At 70.4% G+C, this 18089-nt stretch carries 1 protein-coding gene and 2 pseudogenes; all 3 read left to right on the plus strand.

The genetic code is table 11. The features are described 5' to 3' along the window. Positions 1-22: 22 nt before the first annotated feature. A pseudogene (locus E6W39_RS44460) lies at positions 23-14800 on the plus strand (type I polyketide synthase); the annotation flags it as partial. Between the two features lie 54 nt (positions 14801-14854). Further along, positions 14855-17602 (plus strand): type I polyketide synthase, encoded by a 2748-nt coding sequence (locus E6W39_RS38875; RefSeq protein WP_407658595.1) that lies wholly within the window; start codon positions 14855-14857, stop codon positions 17600-17602. A gap of 14 nt (positions 17603-17616) precedes the next feature. Then, positions 17617-18089: pseudogene (locus E6W39_RS44465) on the plus strand (polyketide synthase dehydratase domain-containing protein); the annotation flags it as partial.

The following is an 18089-nucleotide window of genomic DNA, read 5'->3' on the forward strand; positions in this document are numbered from 1 at the left end:
GACCTTACTGACCGCCGCGAGCGTGGAGAGTTTCATGCAATCGACCGAGGAGAAGCTCCGGGACTACCTCAAGCGGGTCACCACCGACCTGCGCGAGGTCAAGCAGCGCCTGCGCGTGACGGAGGAGCGGGCGCACGAGCCGATCGCGATCGTCGGGATGGCTTGCCGCTACCCGGGCGGTGTGCGCTCGCCGGAGGACCTCTGGAAGCTCGTCGCGAACGGCATGGACGCCGTCTCCGAGTTCCCCACCGACCGCGGCTGGGACCTCGATCGGCTCTACCACCCCGACCCTGAGCACACGGGCACCTTCTATGCCCGTGAGGGCGGATTCCTGCACGAGGCGGCCGAGTTCGACCCGGCGTTCTTCGGGATCTCGCCGCGTGAGGCGCTGGCGATGGACCCGCAGCAGCGGCTGCTACTGGAGACCTCCTGGGAGGCGTTGGAGCGCGCGGGCATCGACCCGGTGTCGGTGCGGGGCAGTCGGACGGGTGTCTTCGCCGGGGTCATGTACCACGACTACGCGTCCCGGTTCGAGACGTCGCCCGAGGACATCGAGGCGTATCTGAGCAGCGGCAGCGCGGGCAGCGTGGCGTCCGGCCGGGTCTCGTACGTGTTCGGCCTGGAGGGGCCGGCGGTGACGGTGGACACGGCGTGTTCGTCGTCGCTGGTGGCGCTGCACCTGGCGGCCAACGCGCTGCGCCGGGGCGAGTGCGACCTGGCGCTGGCCGGCGGTGTGACCGTGATGTCCACGCCGAGGACGTTCATCGAGTTCAGCCGCCAGCGCGGCCTCTCGGCGGACGGTCGGTGCAAGGCGTTCGCGGATGCTGCGGACGGCACGGGCTGGGCCGAGGGGATCGGCATGCTCCTGGTGGAGCGGCTGTCGGACGCGGTGGCGAACGGTCACAAGGTGCTTGCAGTGGTGCGGGGTTCGGCGGTGAACCAGGACGGTGCGTCGAACGGTCTGACGGCACCCAACGGCCCGGCCCAGCAGCAGCTGATCCGCGACGCCCTGATCGACGCAGGTCTGCCCGCGCAGCACATCGACGTGGTGGAGGCGCACGGGACCGGGACGCGGTTGGGTGATCCGATCGAGGCGCAGGCGCTGCTGGCGACCTACGGTCAGGGGCGCGATGCCGAACTTCCGTTGTGGCTCGGTTCGTTGAAGTCGAACATCGGCCACGCGCAGGCGGCTGCCGGTGTCGGTGGTGTGATCAAGATGGTGATGGCGATGCGGGAGGGCGTGCTCCCGCAGACCCTGCACGTCGATGAGCCGTCGCGCGAGGTGGACTGGTCAGCGGGTGCCGTGGAGTTGCTGACGGAGTCGCGGGCTTGGCCGGAGACGGGTCGGGTGCGTCGAGCGGCGGTGTCGTCGTTCGGGGTGAGCGGGACGAATGCGCACGTGATTCTTGAGCAGGCGGAGGTGCCTGCGGAGGCGGTTGTTGAAGAGCCTGTGGTTGGCCTTTCGGTGGTGCCGTTGGTGGTGTCGGGCAAGTCCGAGGCGGCGGTGCGGGGTCAGGCGGCGGCGTTGGTGGAGCGGTTGGAGGCTGATCCTGGGCTGGGGTTGCTGGATGTGGGTCAGTCGCTGGTGTCGTCGCGTGCGGTGTTCGGGTCCCGGGCGGTGGTGACGGGGTCGGATCGCGGTGAAGTGCTGGCTGGTTTGGGTGAGTTGGTGTCGGGTGGGGTGTCCTCGGGTGTGGTGTCGGGGTCGGTGGTTGATGGTGGTGTGGTGTTTGTTTTCCCGGGTCAGGGGTCGCAGTGGCTGGGGATGGCGGGGGAGTTGCTGGGGTCGTCGGAGGTGTTCGCGGCCCGGATGGGTGAGTGCGAGCGGGCCTTGGGCGAGTTGGTGGGCTGGTCGTTGGGTGAGGTGGTGCGTTCGGGTGATGAGGGGTGGTTGGAGCGGGTTGATGTGGTGCAGCCGGTGTTGTGGGCGGTGATGGTGTCGCTGGCGGAGGTGTGGCGGTCCTACGGGGTTGAGCCGGCGGCGGTGGTGGGGCATTCGCAGGGTGAGATCGCGGCGGCGGTGGTTGCGGGTGGGTTGTCGTTGGAGGACGGCGCGCGGGTGGTGGTGCTGCGCTCTCTCGCGATCGCGGAGGAGTTGGCCGGTTCGGGCGGCATGGTGTCGGTCGGCGCGAGTGTGGATGAGGTTCGCGGACTGTTGGGGCAGTGGGGTGGGGAGGGTGTGTCGGTTGCGGCGGTCAACGGCGTTGCCTCGACGGTGGTTTCGGGCCCGACCGTGCCGCTGGAGGAGTTCATGGCGTGGTGTGAGGGTCGTGGGGTGCGGGTGCGGCGGATCCCGGTGGACTACGCCTCGCATTCGCAGATGGTGGAGGGCCTGCGTGAGCGTCTGGCCCGCGACCTGGCGCCGATCGTGCCGGTTGAGGGTCGCGTGCCGTTCTGGTCGACGGTGATAGGCGGCTTCCTCGACACCAGGGAACTCGACGCCGCGTACTGGTACACCAACCTGCGTCAGACGGTGGAGTTCCGTCACGGCGTCGAAGGCCTTCTGGCGGACGGCCACGGCCTGTTCATCGAGGTCAGCTCGCACCCTGTCCTGGTCCCGGCGATCGAGGAGGTCATCGGCGAGCAGGACACCGTTGCCGCGGCGATCGGTACCCTGCGTCGTGGTGAGGGCGGCTGGGCGCGTCTGACCGCGTCCCTGGCGCAGGCGTTCGTGCACGGCGCCCCGGTCGCCTGGTCCACCCTGTTCGAGGGCACCGGCGCCCGCCGCGTCGACCTGCCCACGTACGCGTTCCAGCATCAGCGTTTCTGGCTGGAGGTGCCGCTGCGGGGTGAGGCCGCCGTGGTGGATCCGGTGGATGAGGCGTTTTGGCGTGCTGTGGAGCAGGCGGATGTGTCGTCTGTTTCGGATGTGTTGGGTCTGGATGACGGGCAGGAGGCGTCGCTGGGAGCGGTGCTTCCGGTGCTGTCGTCGTGGCGTCGGCAGGTGCGGGAGGACTCGACGGTCGACGGGTGGCGCTACCGCACCACTTGGAAGCCCGTCGCCGGCGCCGGAGCCGGCCCGATGGCCGGCAGTTGGCTGCTGGTGGCGCCGACGGGCGAGGCCGGGCAGGGCGGTTGGGCGCAGCTGTGCGCGGAGGCGCTGACGGCGCGCGGTGCTGACGTGGTCGTGATCGAGGCGGACCCGGCCCATGCGGAGCGGGACGACTACCAGCGGCTGCTCGCATCGGCCGCCGCCGACCGCGACGTCCGGGGCGTGCTCTCACTGCTCGCCGCCGACGCCCAGGCGCGTGCCATGGCCCCGGCGGTGAGCGGCGGTCTCGCCGCGACTGTGGCCCTGCTCCAGGGGATGGTCGACAGCGGCCTGGAGGCGCCGCTCTGGTGTGTGACCACGGGCGCTGTCTCGGTGGGACCGGAGGACGGCCTGCGCAACCCTGAACAGGCCCAGGTATGGGGCCTCGGCCTGGTGCTCGCTCTGGAGCGGCCGGAGCGCTGGGGCGGCCTGATCGATCTGCCCGAGACCGCCGATGAGGCCGCGGCGCGGCGGTTGGCGTCGGTGCTGGCCGGCCTCGACGGCGAGGACCAGGTGGCGGTCCGTGCGGCCGGTTCGTTCGCCCGGCGGGTGGGCCGCGCGCCCGGCGACCGGACGCCGGTCGTGCGCTCCTGGAAGCCGACCGGCACCACGCTGGTGACGGGAGGAACCGGGGCGCTCGGCGGCCAGGTCGCACGCTGGCTGGCCCGCCGTGGTGCGGAACACCTCCTGCTGGTGAGCCGTGGCGGCCCCGATGCGCCCGGTGCCCGTGAACTGGTCGACGAACTGGCGGCGTTGGGAACCAAGGCGACGATCGCGCGCTGCGACGTCGGAGACCGTGCCGCACTCGCGCAGCTCCTCGCGGACATCCCCGTCGAGGCGCCGCTTACCGCGGTCATCCACACCGCCGCAGTCCTCGAGGACTCGGCCGTCACCGCACTGACGCTCGATCAGATGCAGCGCGTGCTGGGTGTCAAGGCCCAAGCAGCCGTCCACCTGCACGAGCTCACCCGGGACCTCGATCTCTCCGCCTTCGTCCTGTTCTCCTCCTTCTCGGGCGAGTTCGGCAGCCCGGGGCACAGCAACTACGCCCCGGAAACGCCTTCCTGGACGCGTTCGCCCAGTGGCGCCGCCAGCAGGGCCTGGTCGCCACATCGATCGCCTGGGGTGCCTGGGGCGGCGGCGGCATGGCCGCCGGCGTGGCGCGGGACCTGCTGCACCGCCACGGTCTGCTGGAGATGGCACCGGAGTTGGCCACCCACGCCCTGGGGCAGGCGCTGGACCGCGACGAGACGCGTCTGATCATCACCGACCTGGACTGGGAGCGGTACTTCCTCGTCTACACCTCGTCGCGGCAGCGGCCACTGATCAGGGACATCGCCGAAGTCCGCACCCTGGTCGCGGCCGGCGCCGGTCAGAACGAGGCGGCGACGGAGCCCGCTTCACCGCTGGCGCAGCGGCTGCGCGGCATGCCGGTCTTGGAGCGCGAGCGTACGGTCCACGACCTGGTGCGCGGCCAGGTGGCCACCGTGCTGGGCCACGGCTCGCCCGACCAGGTCGAGCTCAACGCGCCCTTCAAGAACGCCGGGTTCGACTCGGTGACCGGCGTGGAGTTGCGGAACCGGCTCAGCGCCGCCACGGGTGTCCGGCTGCCCGCCACGCTGATCTTCGACTACCCCACCGCTGCCGCGCTGAGCCGCTACCTGCTCAGCGAGCTCGCGGGCACGACGGACAGCGCCGACCGGCCCGGGGCACCCGCCGCGACGCCGGTCGAGGACGACCCGATCGCCATCGTCGCGATGAGCTGCCGCTACCCGGGCGGCGTGCGGTCGCCCGAGGACCTGTGGCGCCTCGTCCTCGCCGAGAACGACGCCATTTCCGGTTTCCCGACGAACCGCGGCTGGGACATCGAGGGCATGTACGACCCGGAGCTCGGGCGTCCCGGTACCTCGTACACCCGCAGCGGCGGCTTCCTGCACGACGTGGCCGACTTCGACGCCGAGTTCTTCGGGATCTCGCCGCGTGAGGCCCAGGCCCTCGACCCGCAGCAGCGGCTGCTGCTGGAGACCTCCTGGGAGGCCTTCGAGCGGGCCGGCATCGCTCCGTCCTCGCTGGCGGGCAGTCCGACCGGGGTGTTCTTCGGGCTCACCTACCAGGACTACGCGGCTCGACTGCAGGACGCCCCGGCGGAGTTCGAGGGCTACCTCCTCGCCGGCAACACCGCCAGCGTCGCCTCCGGCCGGGTTGCGTACAGCCTGGGGCTGGAGGGGCCGGCGGTGACGGTGGACACGGCGTGTTCGTCGTCGCTGGTGGCGCTGCACCTGGCGGCGCAGGCGCTGCGGTCGGGTGAGTGCGATCTGGCGCTGGCCGGCGGTGTCGCGGTCATGGCCAGCCCGGCGATGTTCGCCGAGTTCAGCCGTCAGAAGGCGCTGTCGCCCGACGGCCGGTGCAAGGCGTTCGCCGCGGCCGCCGACGGGTTCGGTTCGGCCGAGGGCGTCGGAGTCCTGGTGCTGGAGCGGCTGTCGGATGCCCGCCGCCTGGGTCACAAGGTGCTTGCGGTGGTGCGGGGTTCGGCGGTGAACCAGGACGGTGCGTCGAACGGCCTGATGGCGCCCAACGGTCCGTCGCAGCAGCGGGTGATCCGGCAGGCGCTGGCGAATGCGCGGCTGGCGGTGGGTGATGTGGACGCGGTGGAGGCGCACGGCACGGGGACGCGGTTGGGTGACCCGATCGAGGCGCAGGCCCTGATGGACACCTACGGTCAAGGGCGCGACGCCGAACTCCCGCTGTGGTTGGGCTCGGTGAAGTCGAACCTCGGTCACACGCAGGCGGCTGCCGGTGTGGCCGGTGTGATCAAGATGGTGATGGCGATGCGCGAGGGTGTGCTCCCGCGGACGCTGCATGTGGACGCGCCGTCGCCGCATGTGGACTGGTCTGCGGGTGCGGTGGAGTTGCTGTCGGAGTCGCGGGCGTGGCCGGAGACAGGCCGGGTGCGTCGGTCTGCGGTGTCGTCGTTCGGGATCAGCGGGACGAATGCGCACGTGATCCTGGAGCAGGCGGAGGAGCCTGCGGAGGTGACGGAGTCGGGGGCGTTGGTTGGGCTTCCGGTGGTGCCGTTGGTGGTGTCGGGCAAGTCTGAGGAGGCGGTGCGGGGTCAGGCTTCGGCGCTGTTGGAGTGGGTGCGTGAGGGTGATGTCCGGGTGCTGGATGCGGCGTTTTCGGTGTTGACGTCGCGTTCGGTGTTCGAGCATCGGGCGGCGGTGGTGGCGGCGGATCGTGGTGAACTGCTGGCTGCTCTAGGTGGGTTGGCGTCGGGTGCGGTCGGGGTGTCGGGTGTGGTGTCTGGGCGCCTGGGGGTGGTGTTCTCGGGTCAGGGTTCGCAGTGGGCTGGCATGGGGCGGGAGTTGGGTGAGGCGTTCCCGGTGTTCGCGCGGGCCTACGCGGAGGTATGCGCGCAGCTGGGCGTGGAGTTGCCTGAGGGTGAGGAGTTGAACCAGACGGGGTTTGCGCAGCCGGCGATTTTCGCTCTGGAGGTGGCGCTGTATCGGCTGTTGGAGTCGTGGGGTGTGACGGCTGGGGTGTTGGCCGGGCATTCGGTGGGTGAGATCGCTGCCGCGCATGTGGCGGGGGTGCTGTCGCTGGAGGATGCGTGTGCGCTGGTGGTGGCGCGCGGCCGGCTGATGCAGGCGCTGCCAACGGGGGGCGCGATGGTCGCGGTCGGCGGGTCCGAGGAGACGGTCCGGGCTGCGATCGAGGGCATGGAGGGTGTGTGGGTGGCGGCGGTGAACGGTCCGTCGTCGGTGGTGCTGTCGGGCTTTGAGGAGCCGGTGTTGGCGGCTGCCGAGCGTCTGGCCGAGCAGGGCTGCCGTACGCGGCGCTTGACGGTGAGTCATGCGTTCCACTCGGGTCTGATGGATCCGATGTTGGAGGAGTTCGCGGGCGTCGTGGTCGGGTTGGAGCTGCGGGAGCCGGTGCTGCCGCTGGTCTCCACGGTGACCGGCCGGGCGGAGTCGGAGCTGTGGACGCAGCCGCAGTACTGGGTGCGTCAGGTCCGCGAGGCGGTGCGTTTCGCTGACGGTGTTGCCGCCATGTTGGACTTGGGTGTTGGCAGCTTTGTCGAGGTCGGGCCGGATGCGGTGCTGTCCGGGATGGTTGCTGAGTGCCTGCCCCAGGACGGCCCGGCCCGCGGCGTGGTGCCGACGATGCGTTCGGGGCGCGACCAGGTCCGCGCTGCCGTGGAGGCGCTGGCGCGCCTGCACGCCGCCGGTACCCCGGTTGAGTGGGACACGCTGTTCGAGGGCACCGGCGCCCGCCGGGTCGACCTGCCGACGTACGCCTTCCAACGCCGCCGCTACTGGCTCGAGGCCTCGGAGCGGCAGGTGCCCTCGGACGCGGTGGACGCCCGCTTCTGGGAGGTCGTGGAGCGTGGTGACCTGGCTGGACTGAGCGCCGCGCTGGGCGTGGCCGACGAGCAGGCGGAGTCGCTGGAGGCGGTGCTTCCGGTGCTGTCGTCGTACCGGGAGCGGGTGCGTGAGCAGTCCGCGACCGACCAATGGCGCTACCGCCTCACCTGGAAGACCGTCACCATGCCGTCGGCGGCGGTGCTGACCGGACGCTGGCTGGTCATCGCACCCATGGACTGCCCGTCCGCCGAGCTGTGCATCGACGCACTGCGTCGCCACGGCGCCGACGTTCTCCCCGTGTACCTCGACGGGTCCGGCATCGACCGGCAGACCCTCGCGGACCGGCTGGCGGCCGCCGGTGAGGTCAGCGGTGTCCTCTCGCTGCTGGCGCTGACGTCCGACGGGCCGAGCGGCCCCGAGCAGTGGCCGGGCCTGGTCGGAACGACCGTGCTTCTGCAGGCCTTGGACGATGCAGCCATCGCCGGGCGCCTGTGGGTGCTGACTCAGGGGGCGGTGTCGGTCGATGAGACAAATCCCCTGACCCGACCGGAGCACGCCCAGCTCTGGGGACTCGGCGCTGCTGCCGCGCAGGAGTACCCCGAGCGCTGGGGTGGGTTGATCGACCTCCCCGCAACGGTGGATGCCCGCTGTGCCGACCAGCTGGTCGGTGTACTGGCCGGATCGCGGGAGCCAGAGGTCGCGCTTCGGCAGGCGGGCGCCTATGCCCGGCGGTTGTCGCGGGCCGGGCGCGGTGTGAAGCCGGAGGGGGTCTGGCGGCCGAGCGGCACCACGCTGGTCACCGGCGGCACGGGCGCACTCGGAGCGCAGGTCGCCAGGTGGCTGGCGCGCAGCGGTGCGGAGCACCTGCTGCTGACCAGCCGCCGGGGACCCGACGCGCCGGAGGCCGCCGAGCTCCGGGCGGAGCTGACCGCACTCGGTGCGAGCGTGTCGATCGTCGCGTGCGACATCGCGGACCGGGCCGCTGTCGAGAGCCTGTTGGCCGAGATCCCCGCCGAGCTTCCGCTCACCGCGGTGATGCACGTCGCGGGTGTGGTGGACGACGGCGTGCTGGACTCCCTGACACCCGCGAGGTTCGAACGGGTGCTGGGTCCGAAGGCCACGGCCGCCTGGCAGCTGCACGAGCTCACGGCGCACCTCGACCTGTCGGCCTTCGTCCTGTTCTCCTCGCTGGCGGGTGTCGTCGGTGCTGCCGGGCAGGGCAACTACGCGGCGGCCAACGCCTTCCTGGATGCTCTGGCGCAGTACCGCCGTGCGCACGGCCTCGCGGCGACGGCCATCGCCTGGGGCGCCTGGGACGGCGGCGGCATGGCGGCGGCCGACCCGGCCGCGAGCGACCGGATCCGCCGCAGCGGGGTGCTGCCGATGGCGCAGGAACTGGCCATCGCGTCCCTCCAGGAGACGCTCGACCGGCGCGAGACCGCGGTGGTCATCGCGGATCTCGACTGGGCGCGCCTGGTTCCGGCGCTGGCCGGTGCCGGTGCCGACTCGCTGATCAGTGATGTCCCCGAGGTGCGCGACCTGCGCGATCGCAGCGCCGACACGTCGGCGCAGGTCGGGCCGGCGCTCGCGCAGCGGCTCAGTGGTCTGGGGGCCGCCGAGCGCGCCAGCCTTCTGACGGCTGAGGTCTGCTCGCACGCCGCGGCGGTGCTGGGACACGCCTCGGCGACCGCCGTCGACCCGGAACGCGCCTTCAAGCAGGCCGGCTTCGACTCATTGACGGCCGTGGAGCTGCGGAACCGGCTGAACGCCGCCACCGGTCTGAGCCTGTCCGCCACCCTCGTCTTCGACTACCCGACCCCCGCCGACCTGGCCGACCACCTGGCCGCCGAACTGCTGGGCGGACAACCGGAGTCGAGCAGCCTGGTGGCGCTGCCTGCCGTCACGGACGAGCCGATCGCGATCGTGGGGATGAGTTGCCGCTTCCCCGGCGGTGTCCGGTCTCCCGAGGACTTCTGGCGGCTGCTGACCGACGGCGTGGACGCGGTCGGTCCGTTCCCCGCCGACCGTGGTTGGGATGTGGACGGCCTCTACGACCCGGACCCCGCGGTCGCAGGGAAGCTCTATGTCCAGGAAGGTGCCTTCCTCAGCGGCATCGGCGAGTTCGACTCGGCCTTCTTCGGCATCTCGCCGCGTGAGGCGCTGGCGATGGACCCGCAGCAGCGGCTGCTGCTGGAGACCTCCTGGGAGGCGTTCGAGCAGGCCGGCATCGACCCCGCCTTGCTGAAGGGCAGCCAGACCGGCGTGTTCACCGGCACCAACGGCCAGGACTACGCCTCGCTGCTGACCCGCACCGCCGACGGCGGGGACGGCCATCTCGGCATCGGCAACGCGGCGAGTGTGATGTCGGGCCGGGTGTCGTACGTGTTCGGCCTGGAGGGGCCGGCGGTGACGGTGGACACGGCGTGTTCGTCGTCGCTGGTGGCGCTGCACCTGGCCGGGCAGGCACTGCGCTCGGGTGAGTGTGATCTGGCGTTGGTCGGTGGTGTGACGGTGATGTCGACGCCGGCGACCTTTGTCGAGTTCTCGCGGCAGCGCGGTCTGGCGGTTGACGGTCGGTGCAAGGCGTTCGCGGATGCGGCGGACGGTACGGGCTGGGGCGAAGGCGTTGGCGTGCTGCTGGTCGAGCGGCTGTCGGACGCGGTGGCGAACGGCCACAACGTCCTTGCGGTGGTGCGAGGTTCGGCGGTGAACCAGGACGGTGCGTCGAATGGTCTGACCGCGCCGAACGGTCCGTCGCAGCAGCGGGTGATCCGGCAGGCGCTGGCCAACGCGCGGCTGGCGGTGGGTGATGTGGACGCCGTGGAGGCGCACGGCACCGGGACGCGGTTGGGTGACCCGATCGAGGCGCAGGCGCTGCTGGCGACGTACGGCCGTGAGCGGTCGGCGGACGAGCCGCTGTGGCTGGGGTCGGTGAAGTCCAACATCGGTCATACGCAGGCGGCTGCCGGTGTGGCGGGTGTGATCAAGATGGTGATGGCGATGCGGGAGGGCGTACTCCCGCAGACCCTGCACGTCGATGAGCCGTCAAATGAGATCGACTGGTCGGCGGGCACGGTACAGCTTTTGACCGAACCTCAGATCTGGCCTGACCGTGGGCGCGCGCGTCGGTCTGCGGTGTCGTCGTTCGGGGTGAGTGGGACGAATGCGCACGTGATCCTGGAGCAGGCGGAGGAGCCTGCGTTGGCGGTTGTCGCGGAGCCTGTGGTTGGGCTTCCGGTGGTGCCGTTGGTGGTGTCCGGTAAGTCGGAGGAGGCGGTGCGGGGTCAGGCGGCGGCGTTGCTGGAGCGGTTGGAGGCCGAGCCGGGGCTGGGGCTGCTGGACACGGTGTTCTCGCTGGCGACGTCGCGTTCGGCGTTTGAGTATCGGGCGGCGGTGGTGGCGACTGATCGTGGTGAACTGCTGGCTGCTCTTGGTGGGTTGGCGTCGGGGGCGTGGCTGTTTCGGGTGTGGTGGCGGGTCGGTTGGGCGTGGTGTTCTCGGGTCAGGGTTCGCAGTGGGCGGGCATGGGACGGGAGTTGGGTGAGGCGTTCCCGGTGTTCGCGCGGGCCTATGAGGAGGTGTGTGCGCAGCTGGGTGTCGAGCTTCCGTCGGATGACTTGATCCATCAGACCGGGTTTGCGCAGCCGGGGATTTTTGCGTTGGAGGTGGCGCTGTATCGGTTGTTGGAGTCGTGGGGTGTGACGGCTGGGGTGTTGGCCGGGCATTCGGTGGGTGAGATCGCGGCGGCGCATGTGGCGGGGGTGTTGTCGCTGGAGGATGCGTGTGCGTTGGTGGTGGCGCGTGGGCGGTTGATGCAGGCGCTGCCGGCGGGTGGCGCGATGGTCGCGGTCGGCGGGTCCGAGGAGACGGTCCGGGCCGTGATCGAGGGTGTGGAGGGTGTGTGGGTGGCGGCGGTGAATGGCCCGTCGTCGGTGGTGCTGTCCGGGCACGAGGAGCCGGTGTTGGCGGCCGGCGCGCGTCTGGCCGAGCTGGGGTGCCGGACACGGCGTCTGACGGTCAGTCATGCGTTCCACTCGGGTCTGATGGATCCGATGTTGGAGGAGTTCGCGGGCGTCGTGGTCGGGTTGGAGCTGCGGGAGCCGGTGCTGCCGCTGGTCTCCACGGTGACCGGCCGGGTGGAGTCGGAGTTGTGGACGCAGCCGCAGTACTGGGTGCGTCAGGTCCGTGACGCGGTGCGTTTCGCCGATGGCGTTGCCGCCATGCTGGATCTGGGTGTTGGCAGCTTCGTCGAGGTGGGCCCGGACGCGGTTCTGTCCGGGATGGTCGCGGAGTGCCTGCCGCAGGACGGCCCGGCCCGCAGCGTGGTGCCGACGATGCGTTCGGGACGTGACCAGGTGCGTGGCGTGATGGAGGCGCTGGCGCGCCTGCATGCCGCCGGTACCCCGGTTGCCTGGGACACGCTGTTCGAGGGCACCGGCGCCCGTCGCGTCGACCTGCCGACTTACGCCTTCCAACGCCAGCGCTACTGGCCGGAGGCGTCCGCTGCAGGGGCGCAGGACGCGACTGGTCTCGGGCTGGAGGCTGCCGCCCACCCGCTGCTCGGTGCGGCGATCGAGGTCGCGGACAGCGATGAGCTCCTCTTCACCGGCCGCCTGTCCCTTGCGACTCATCCGTGGCTGGCTGATCACACGGTTCTGGGCAGTGTGTTGCTGCCTGGGACGGGGTTTGTGGAGTTGGTGTTGCGGGCTGCGGATCAGGTGGGTTGTGGGGTGTTGGAGGAGTTGACGTTGGAGGCTCCGCTGGTGTTGCCGGAGCGGGGTGCGGTGCAGTTGCAGGTGGTGGTGGGTGCCCCGGATGGGTCGGGGGTGCGGGCGGTGGGTGTGTATTCGCGGCCGGAGGGTGTGGGTTCGGACGGGGTGGAGGAGGCGTGGCGGCGGCATGCGGCGGGTTCGTTGGCGGCCGGTGCGGGGTCGGCCCGTGCGGTGCCGGTGGCGGTGGGTGAGTGGCCGCCGGCCAGTGCCGAGGCCGTGGACCTCGACGGCTTCTACGCCGACCTGCTGGAGTCCGGATTCGCCTACGGTCCGCTGTTCCGAGGACTGCGGGCTGTGTGGCGGACCGACGACGAGGTGTTCGCCGAGGCCGTACTGCCGGAGGATGCTGGGTCCGACCCGCGAGCCTTCGGGTTGCATCCCGCCCTCATGGATGCGGCTCTGCATGCCGTGGGCCTGGGAGGCTTGGTCGGCGAGGTCGGTGAGGCCCGTCTGCCGTACGCGTGGTCCGGGGTCCGCCTCCACGCGAGCGGTGCGGCAGCTTTGCGCGTGCGGCTGAAGCGCGTCGGCCAGGAGGCCGTCTCGCTCGACATGACCGACTCGGCCGGGCTTCCGGTGGTCTCGGTGGAATCCCTGGCGCTGAGGGTGGTGTCCGCCGACCAGTTGGGTGCCGGGGATGCTGCGGCAGCCGCCAACTCCCTGTACGGGCTTGACTGGACGCCGCTCCCGACGTCCCCCGTCCCGGCTGATCCCGAGCGGGTCGCGGTGGTGGGCTCGGCCGGCGCAGCCTGGTTCGCAGACGCCTCCGACAACAGTGATGTGACGTTCCATCAGACACTCGCCGAGTTGCGTGAGCGGGTGGTGCGCGGCGAGGTCGCCCGACCGGAGCTGGTGTTCCTGGGGTGCGACGGCGAGGGCGGCGAGACGGCTGCGGTGAGCCCGGATGCGGTCCGGTCGCTGCTGACCGACACGCTGACCGTGGTGCAGGACTGGGTGGACGACGAGGTCTTCCTCGACGCGCAACTCGTGGTGGTGACGCGGGGTGCGGTGGGTGTGGAGTCGGGGTCGGATGTTGTTGATCTTGCTGGTGCTGCGGTGTGGGGGTTGGTGCGTTCGGCGCAGGCGGAGTATGCGGGGCGGTTGGTGTTGGTGGATGTGGATGGTGAGGGGTGTTCGGTGGGGTTGTTGGCGGGGGTGGTGGGTTTGGGTGAGTCGCAGGTGGCGGTGCGTGGTGGTGTGGTGCGGGTGCCTCGGTTGGTGCGGGTGTCGGCTGGTGGGGGTCTGGTTGATGGGGTGTCGGGTGTTGGTGGGTCGGGTGTTGGGGTGTCGGGTGTTGGTGGGTTGGTTGGTGGGGGTTTGGTTGGTGGGACGGTGTTGGTGACGGGTGGTACGGGGGCGTTGGGGCGGTTGGTGGCGCGGCATTTGGTGGTGGGGTATGGGGTGCGGCGGTTGGTGTTGGTGAGTCGTTCTGGTGAGGGTGGGGTTGGGGTGGCTGAGGTGCGTGGGGAGTTGGAGGGGTTGGGTGCTGAGGTGGTGGTTGCGGCGTGTGATGTGGCTGATCGTGGTGCGTTGGAGGGGTTGTTGGGGTCGGTGTGTGGTGGTGGGGAGGGGTTGCGGGGTGTGGTGCATGTGGCGGGTGTGTTGGACGACGGGGTGGTGTCGTCGTTGTCGGGGGAGCGGTTGGTGGGTGTGTTGCGGCCGAAGGTGGATGCGGCGTGGAATTTGCATGAGTTGACGCGGGGTATGGGGTTGTCGTTGTTCGTGTTGTTCTCGTCGGCTGCTGGGGTGTTCGGTCCGGCGGGGCAGGCGGGGTATGCGGCGGCGAATGCGTTCTTGGACGGGTTGGCGCAGCATCGGCGTGCGCAGGCCTGCCCGCCCACTCCCTGGGCTGGGGACTGTGGGATCTGGACGGTGGCATGACGGGCCGGCTCGGTGACGCGGACCAGGCCCGCCTCGTCCAGTCCGGTGTCAGGCCGCTGTCGCCGAGCGAGGGGCTGGAGCTGTTCGACGCCTCACTCACCGTTGACCGTTCGCACCTGGTGCCGATGGGGTTGGACCGGTCACGTCTTCGTGCCGGCCGGGAAGTCCCGGTCGTGCTGCGGGGGTTGGTGGGAGCACCGATTCGGCCGGTCAGTCGGGCGGCGCAGTCCGACGCGACACCGGTGGCGCAGACCTTGGCGGGTCTCGCCGGTCCGGAGCGGGCCGAGGCCCTGCTGCAGCTCGTGCGCTCCAACGTCGCGTCGATCCTCGGATACGCGTCGGCCGATGCCGTCCCCGGTGACCGCGGCTTCCTCGACCTGGGCCTCGACTCGCTCACGGCGGTCGAACTCCGCAACCAGCTCGGGAACGCGACCGGGCTGCGCCTCCCGGCGACCATCCTGTTCGACTACGGGACGCCGGCGGCATTGGTGGAGCACCTGACCGAAAGGCTCGCTCCGAAGCAGGAGGACGGTGAGGCCCGGATTCTCGCGGAACTCGACCGGTTGGAGTCCCTGTTGACGAACCTGTCGCAGGAGGATCCGCTGAACGCAAGTGTGACGAAGCGGCTCCAGTCGCTGCTGGCCAAGCGAAACCCCGCCCAGAAGTCCGCTGGAAGTTCCGATGCGGCAGACCGGATCCGGTCGGCGACCGCCGACGATCTCTTCGCCTTCATCGACAAGGAACTCGGCCGATCCTGACTCGGCAACCGATCCGACCATTCCCCCGGCGCTGCAACGCATAGGACTTTCGCAATGACCTCCAATGAAGAGAAGCTCGTCGACTACCTGAAGTGGGTCACCGCCGACCTCCAGAAGACGCGTGAGCGCGTCCAGGAGCTGGAGGCCGGTGAGCGCGAGCCGATCGCCATCGTCGGAATGAGCTGCCGCTACCCGGGCGGCGTCCGGTCTCCCGAAGACCTGTGGAACCTCGTGTTGAACGGGTCGGACGCCGTCTCCGGCTTCCCCGTCGACCGTGGCTGGGACTTGGACGGCCTTTACGACCCCGACCCCGACGCGAAGGGCCGGACCACCGTCACAGAGGGCGGTTTCCTGCACGAGGCGGCCGAGTTCGACCCCGCGTTCTTCGGCATCGGCCCGAAGGAAGCAGCGGCCATGGATCCGCAGCAGCGCTTGCTCCTGGAACTCACCTGGGAGGCATTCGAGCGGGCCGGAATCCGACCGGAATCCGCGCGCGGTGAGCAGGTCGGAGTCTTCACCGGGCTCATGTACCACGACTATTCGGCGCGGTTCCTGGCCATTCCGGAGGGCTACGAGGGCTACATCGGCAACGGGAACGCCGGCAGCATCGCCTCCGGCCGGGTCGCCTACACCTTCGGTCTGGTGGGCCCGGCGGTGACGGTGGACACGGCGTGTTCGTCGTCGCTGGTGGCACTGCACCTGGCGGCGCAGGCGCTCCAACGGGGCGAGTGCTCCATGGCGTTGGTCGGTGGTGTGACGGTGATGTCCACTCCGAGGACGTTCATCGAGTTCAGTCGCCAGCGCGGCCTGGCGACGGACGGCCGGTGCAAGTCCTACTCGGCGGACGCCGACGGCACGGGCTGGGGCGAGGGCGCCGGCATGCTGCTGGTCGAGCGGTTGTCGGACGCGGTGGCGAACGGCCACAAGGTGCTTGCGGTGGTGCGGGGTTCGGCGGTGAACCAGGACGGCGCCAGTAGTGGTCTGACCGCGCCGAGCGGTCCGTCGCAGCAGCGGGTGATCCGGCAGGCGCTGGCGAGTGCCGGGCTGTCCACCGTCGATGTGGACGCCGTCGAGGGTCATGGAACGGGGACGCGGTTGGGTGACCCGATCGAGGCGCAGGCGCTGCTGGCGACCTACGGCCAGAGCCGGGATTCCGAACGCCCGTTGTGGTTGGGCTCGTTGAAGTCGAACATCGGTCACACGCAGGCGGCTGCCGGTGTGGCGGGTGTGATCAAGATGGTGATGGCGATGCGGGAGGGCGTGCTTCCGCAGACGCTGCACGTCGATGAGCCGTCGCAGGAGGTGGATTGGGCCTCCGGCGCGGTGGAGTTGCTGACGGAGTCGCGGGCGTGGCCGGAGACGGGCCGCGCGCGTCGGTCTGCGGTGTCGTCGTTCGGTGTGAGTGGGACGAATGCGCACGTGATCCTGGAGCAGGCGGAGGAGCCTGCGGAGGTGGCGGATTCGGGGGCTTTGGTTGGGCTTCCGGTGGTGCCGTTGGTGGTGTCGGGCAAGTCTGAGGAGGCGGTGCGGGGTCAGGCTGCGGCGCTGTTGGAGTGGGTGCGTGAGGGTGATGTCCGGGTGCTGGATGCGGCGTTCTCGGTGTTGACGTCGCGTTCGGTGTTCGAGCATCGGGCGGCTGTGGTGGCGGCGGATCGTGGTGAACTGCTCACCGCCCTTGGAGGGTTGGCGTCGGGTGCGGTCGGGGTGTCGGGTGTGGTGTCTGGTCGGTTGGGGGTGGTGTTCTCGGGTCAGGGTTCGCAGTGGGCGGGTATGGGGCGGGAGTTGGGTGAGGCGTTCCCGGTGTTCGCCCAGGCGTATGAGGCGGTGTGTGCACAGCTGGGGGTGGAGCTGCCGTCGGATGACTTGATCCATCAGACCGGGTTTGCGCAGCCGGGGATTTTCGCGCTGGAGGTGGCGCTGTACCGGCTGTTGGAGTCGTGGGGTGTGACGGCCGGGGTGTTGGCCGGGCATTCGGTGGGTGAGATCGCTGCCGCGCATGTGGCGGGGGTGTTGTCGCTGGAGGATGCGTGTGCGCTGGTGGTGGCGCGTGGGCGGTTGATGCAGGCGCTGCCGGTGGGTGGCGCGATGGTGGCGGTCGGCGGGTCCGAGGAGACGGTCCGCGAGGTGCTGGCGCAGGCCGAGGGTGTGTGGGTGGCGGCGGTGAACGGTCCGTCGTCGGTCGTGCTGTCGGGCCTTGAGGAGCCGGTTCTGGCCGCCGCCACAAAGCTTGCGGAGCAGGGTTGCCGTACGCGGCGTCTGACGGTGAGTCATGCGTTCCACTCGGGTCTGATGGATCCGATGCTGGAGGAGTTCGCGGGCGTCGTGGCTGGGTTGGAGTTGCGGGAGCCGGTGCTGCCGCTGGTCTCCACGGTGACCGGCCGGGTGGAAACCGAGTTGTGGACGCAGCCGCAGTACTGGGTGCGTCAGGTCCGCGAGGCGGTGCGTTTCGCCGATGGCGTTGCCGCCATGCTGGAGCTGGGTGTTGGCAGCTTCGTTGAGGTGGGCCGGATGCGGTTCTGTCCGGGATGGTCGCCGAGTGCCTGCCGCAGGACGGCCCGGCCCGCGCTGTGGTGCCGACCATGCGCTCGGGACGCGACCAGGTCCGTGGCGTGGTGGAGGCGCTGGCGCGCCTGCACGCCACCGGCACCCCGGTCGCCTGGGACACGCTGTTCGAGGGCACCGACGCTCGTCGCGTCGACCTGCCGACGTACGCCTTCCAGCGCCGCCGCTACTGGCTGGAAGCCGCACCAGAAGCGGACGTTGAGAGCCTGGGCCTGGTGGGCGCCGAGCACCCTCTGCTGAGCGCCGCCGTGGCGATGGCGGATGACAGCGGTGTCGTGCTGACCGGTCGCCTGTCTCTTGTGACTCATCCGTGGCTGGCTGATCACACGGTTCTGGGCAGTGTGTTGCTGCCTGGGACGGGGTTTGTGGAGTTGGTGTTGCGGGCTGCGGATCAGGTGGGTTGTGGGTGTTGGAGGAGTTGACGTTGGAGGCTCCGCTGGTGTTGCCGGAGCGGGGTGCGGTGCAGTTGCAGGTGGTGGTGGGTGCCCCGGATGGGTCGGGGGTGCGGTCGGTGGGTGTGTATTCGCGGCCGGAGGGTGTGGGTTCGGACGGGGTGGAGGAGGTGTGGCGGCGGCATGCGGCGGGTTCGTTGGCGGCCGGTGCGGGGTCGGCTCGCGCGGTGCCGGTGGTGGTGGGTGAGTGGCCGCCGGCCGGTGCCGAGGCCGTGGACCTCGACGGCTTCTATGAGCGGGCCGAGGCCCTGGGCTTCGCCTACGGGCCGCTGTTC

Origin of the sequence: Kitasatospora acidiphila (genome assembly GCF_006636205.1) — a bacterium.
Classification (GTDB): Bacteria; Actinomycetota; Actinomycetes; order Streptomycetales; family Streptomycetaceae; genus Kitasatospora; species Kitasatospora acidiphila.

Bases quoted from the DNA above. Each gene is read 5' to 3' on its own strand.
- E6W39_RS38875 (WP_407658595.1), top strand. From the start codon at position 14,855: ATGACCTCCAATGAAGAGAAGCTCGTCGACTACCTGAAGTGGGTCACC.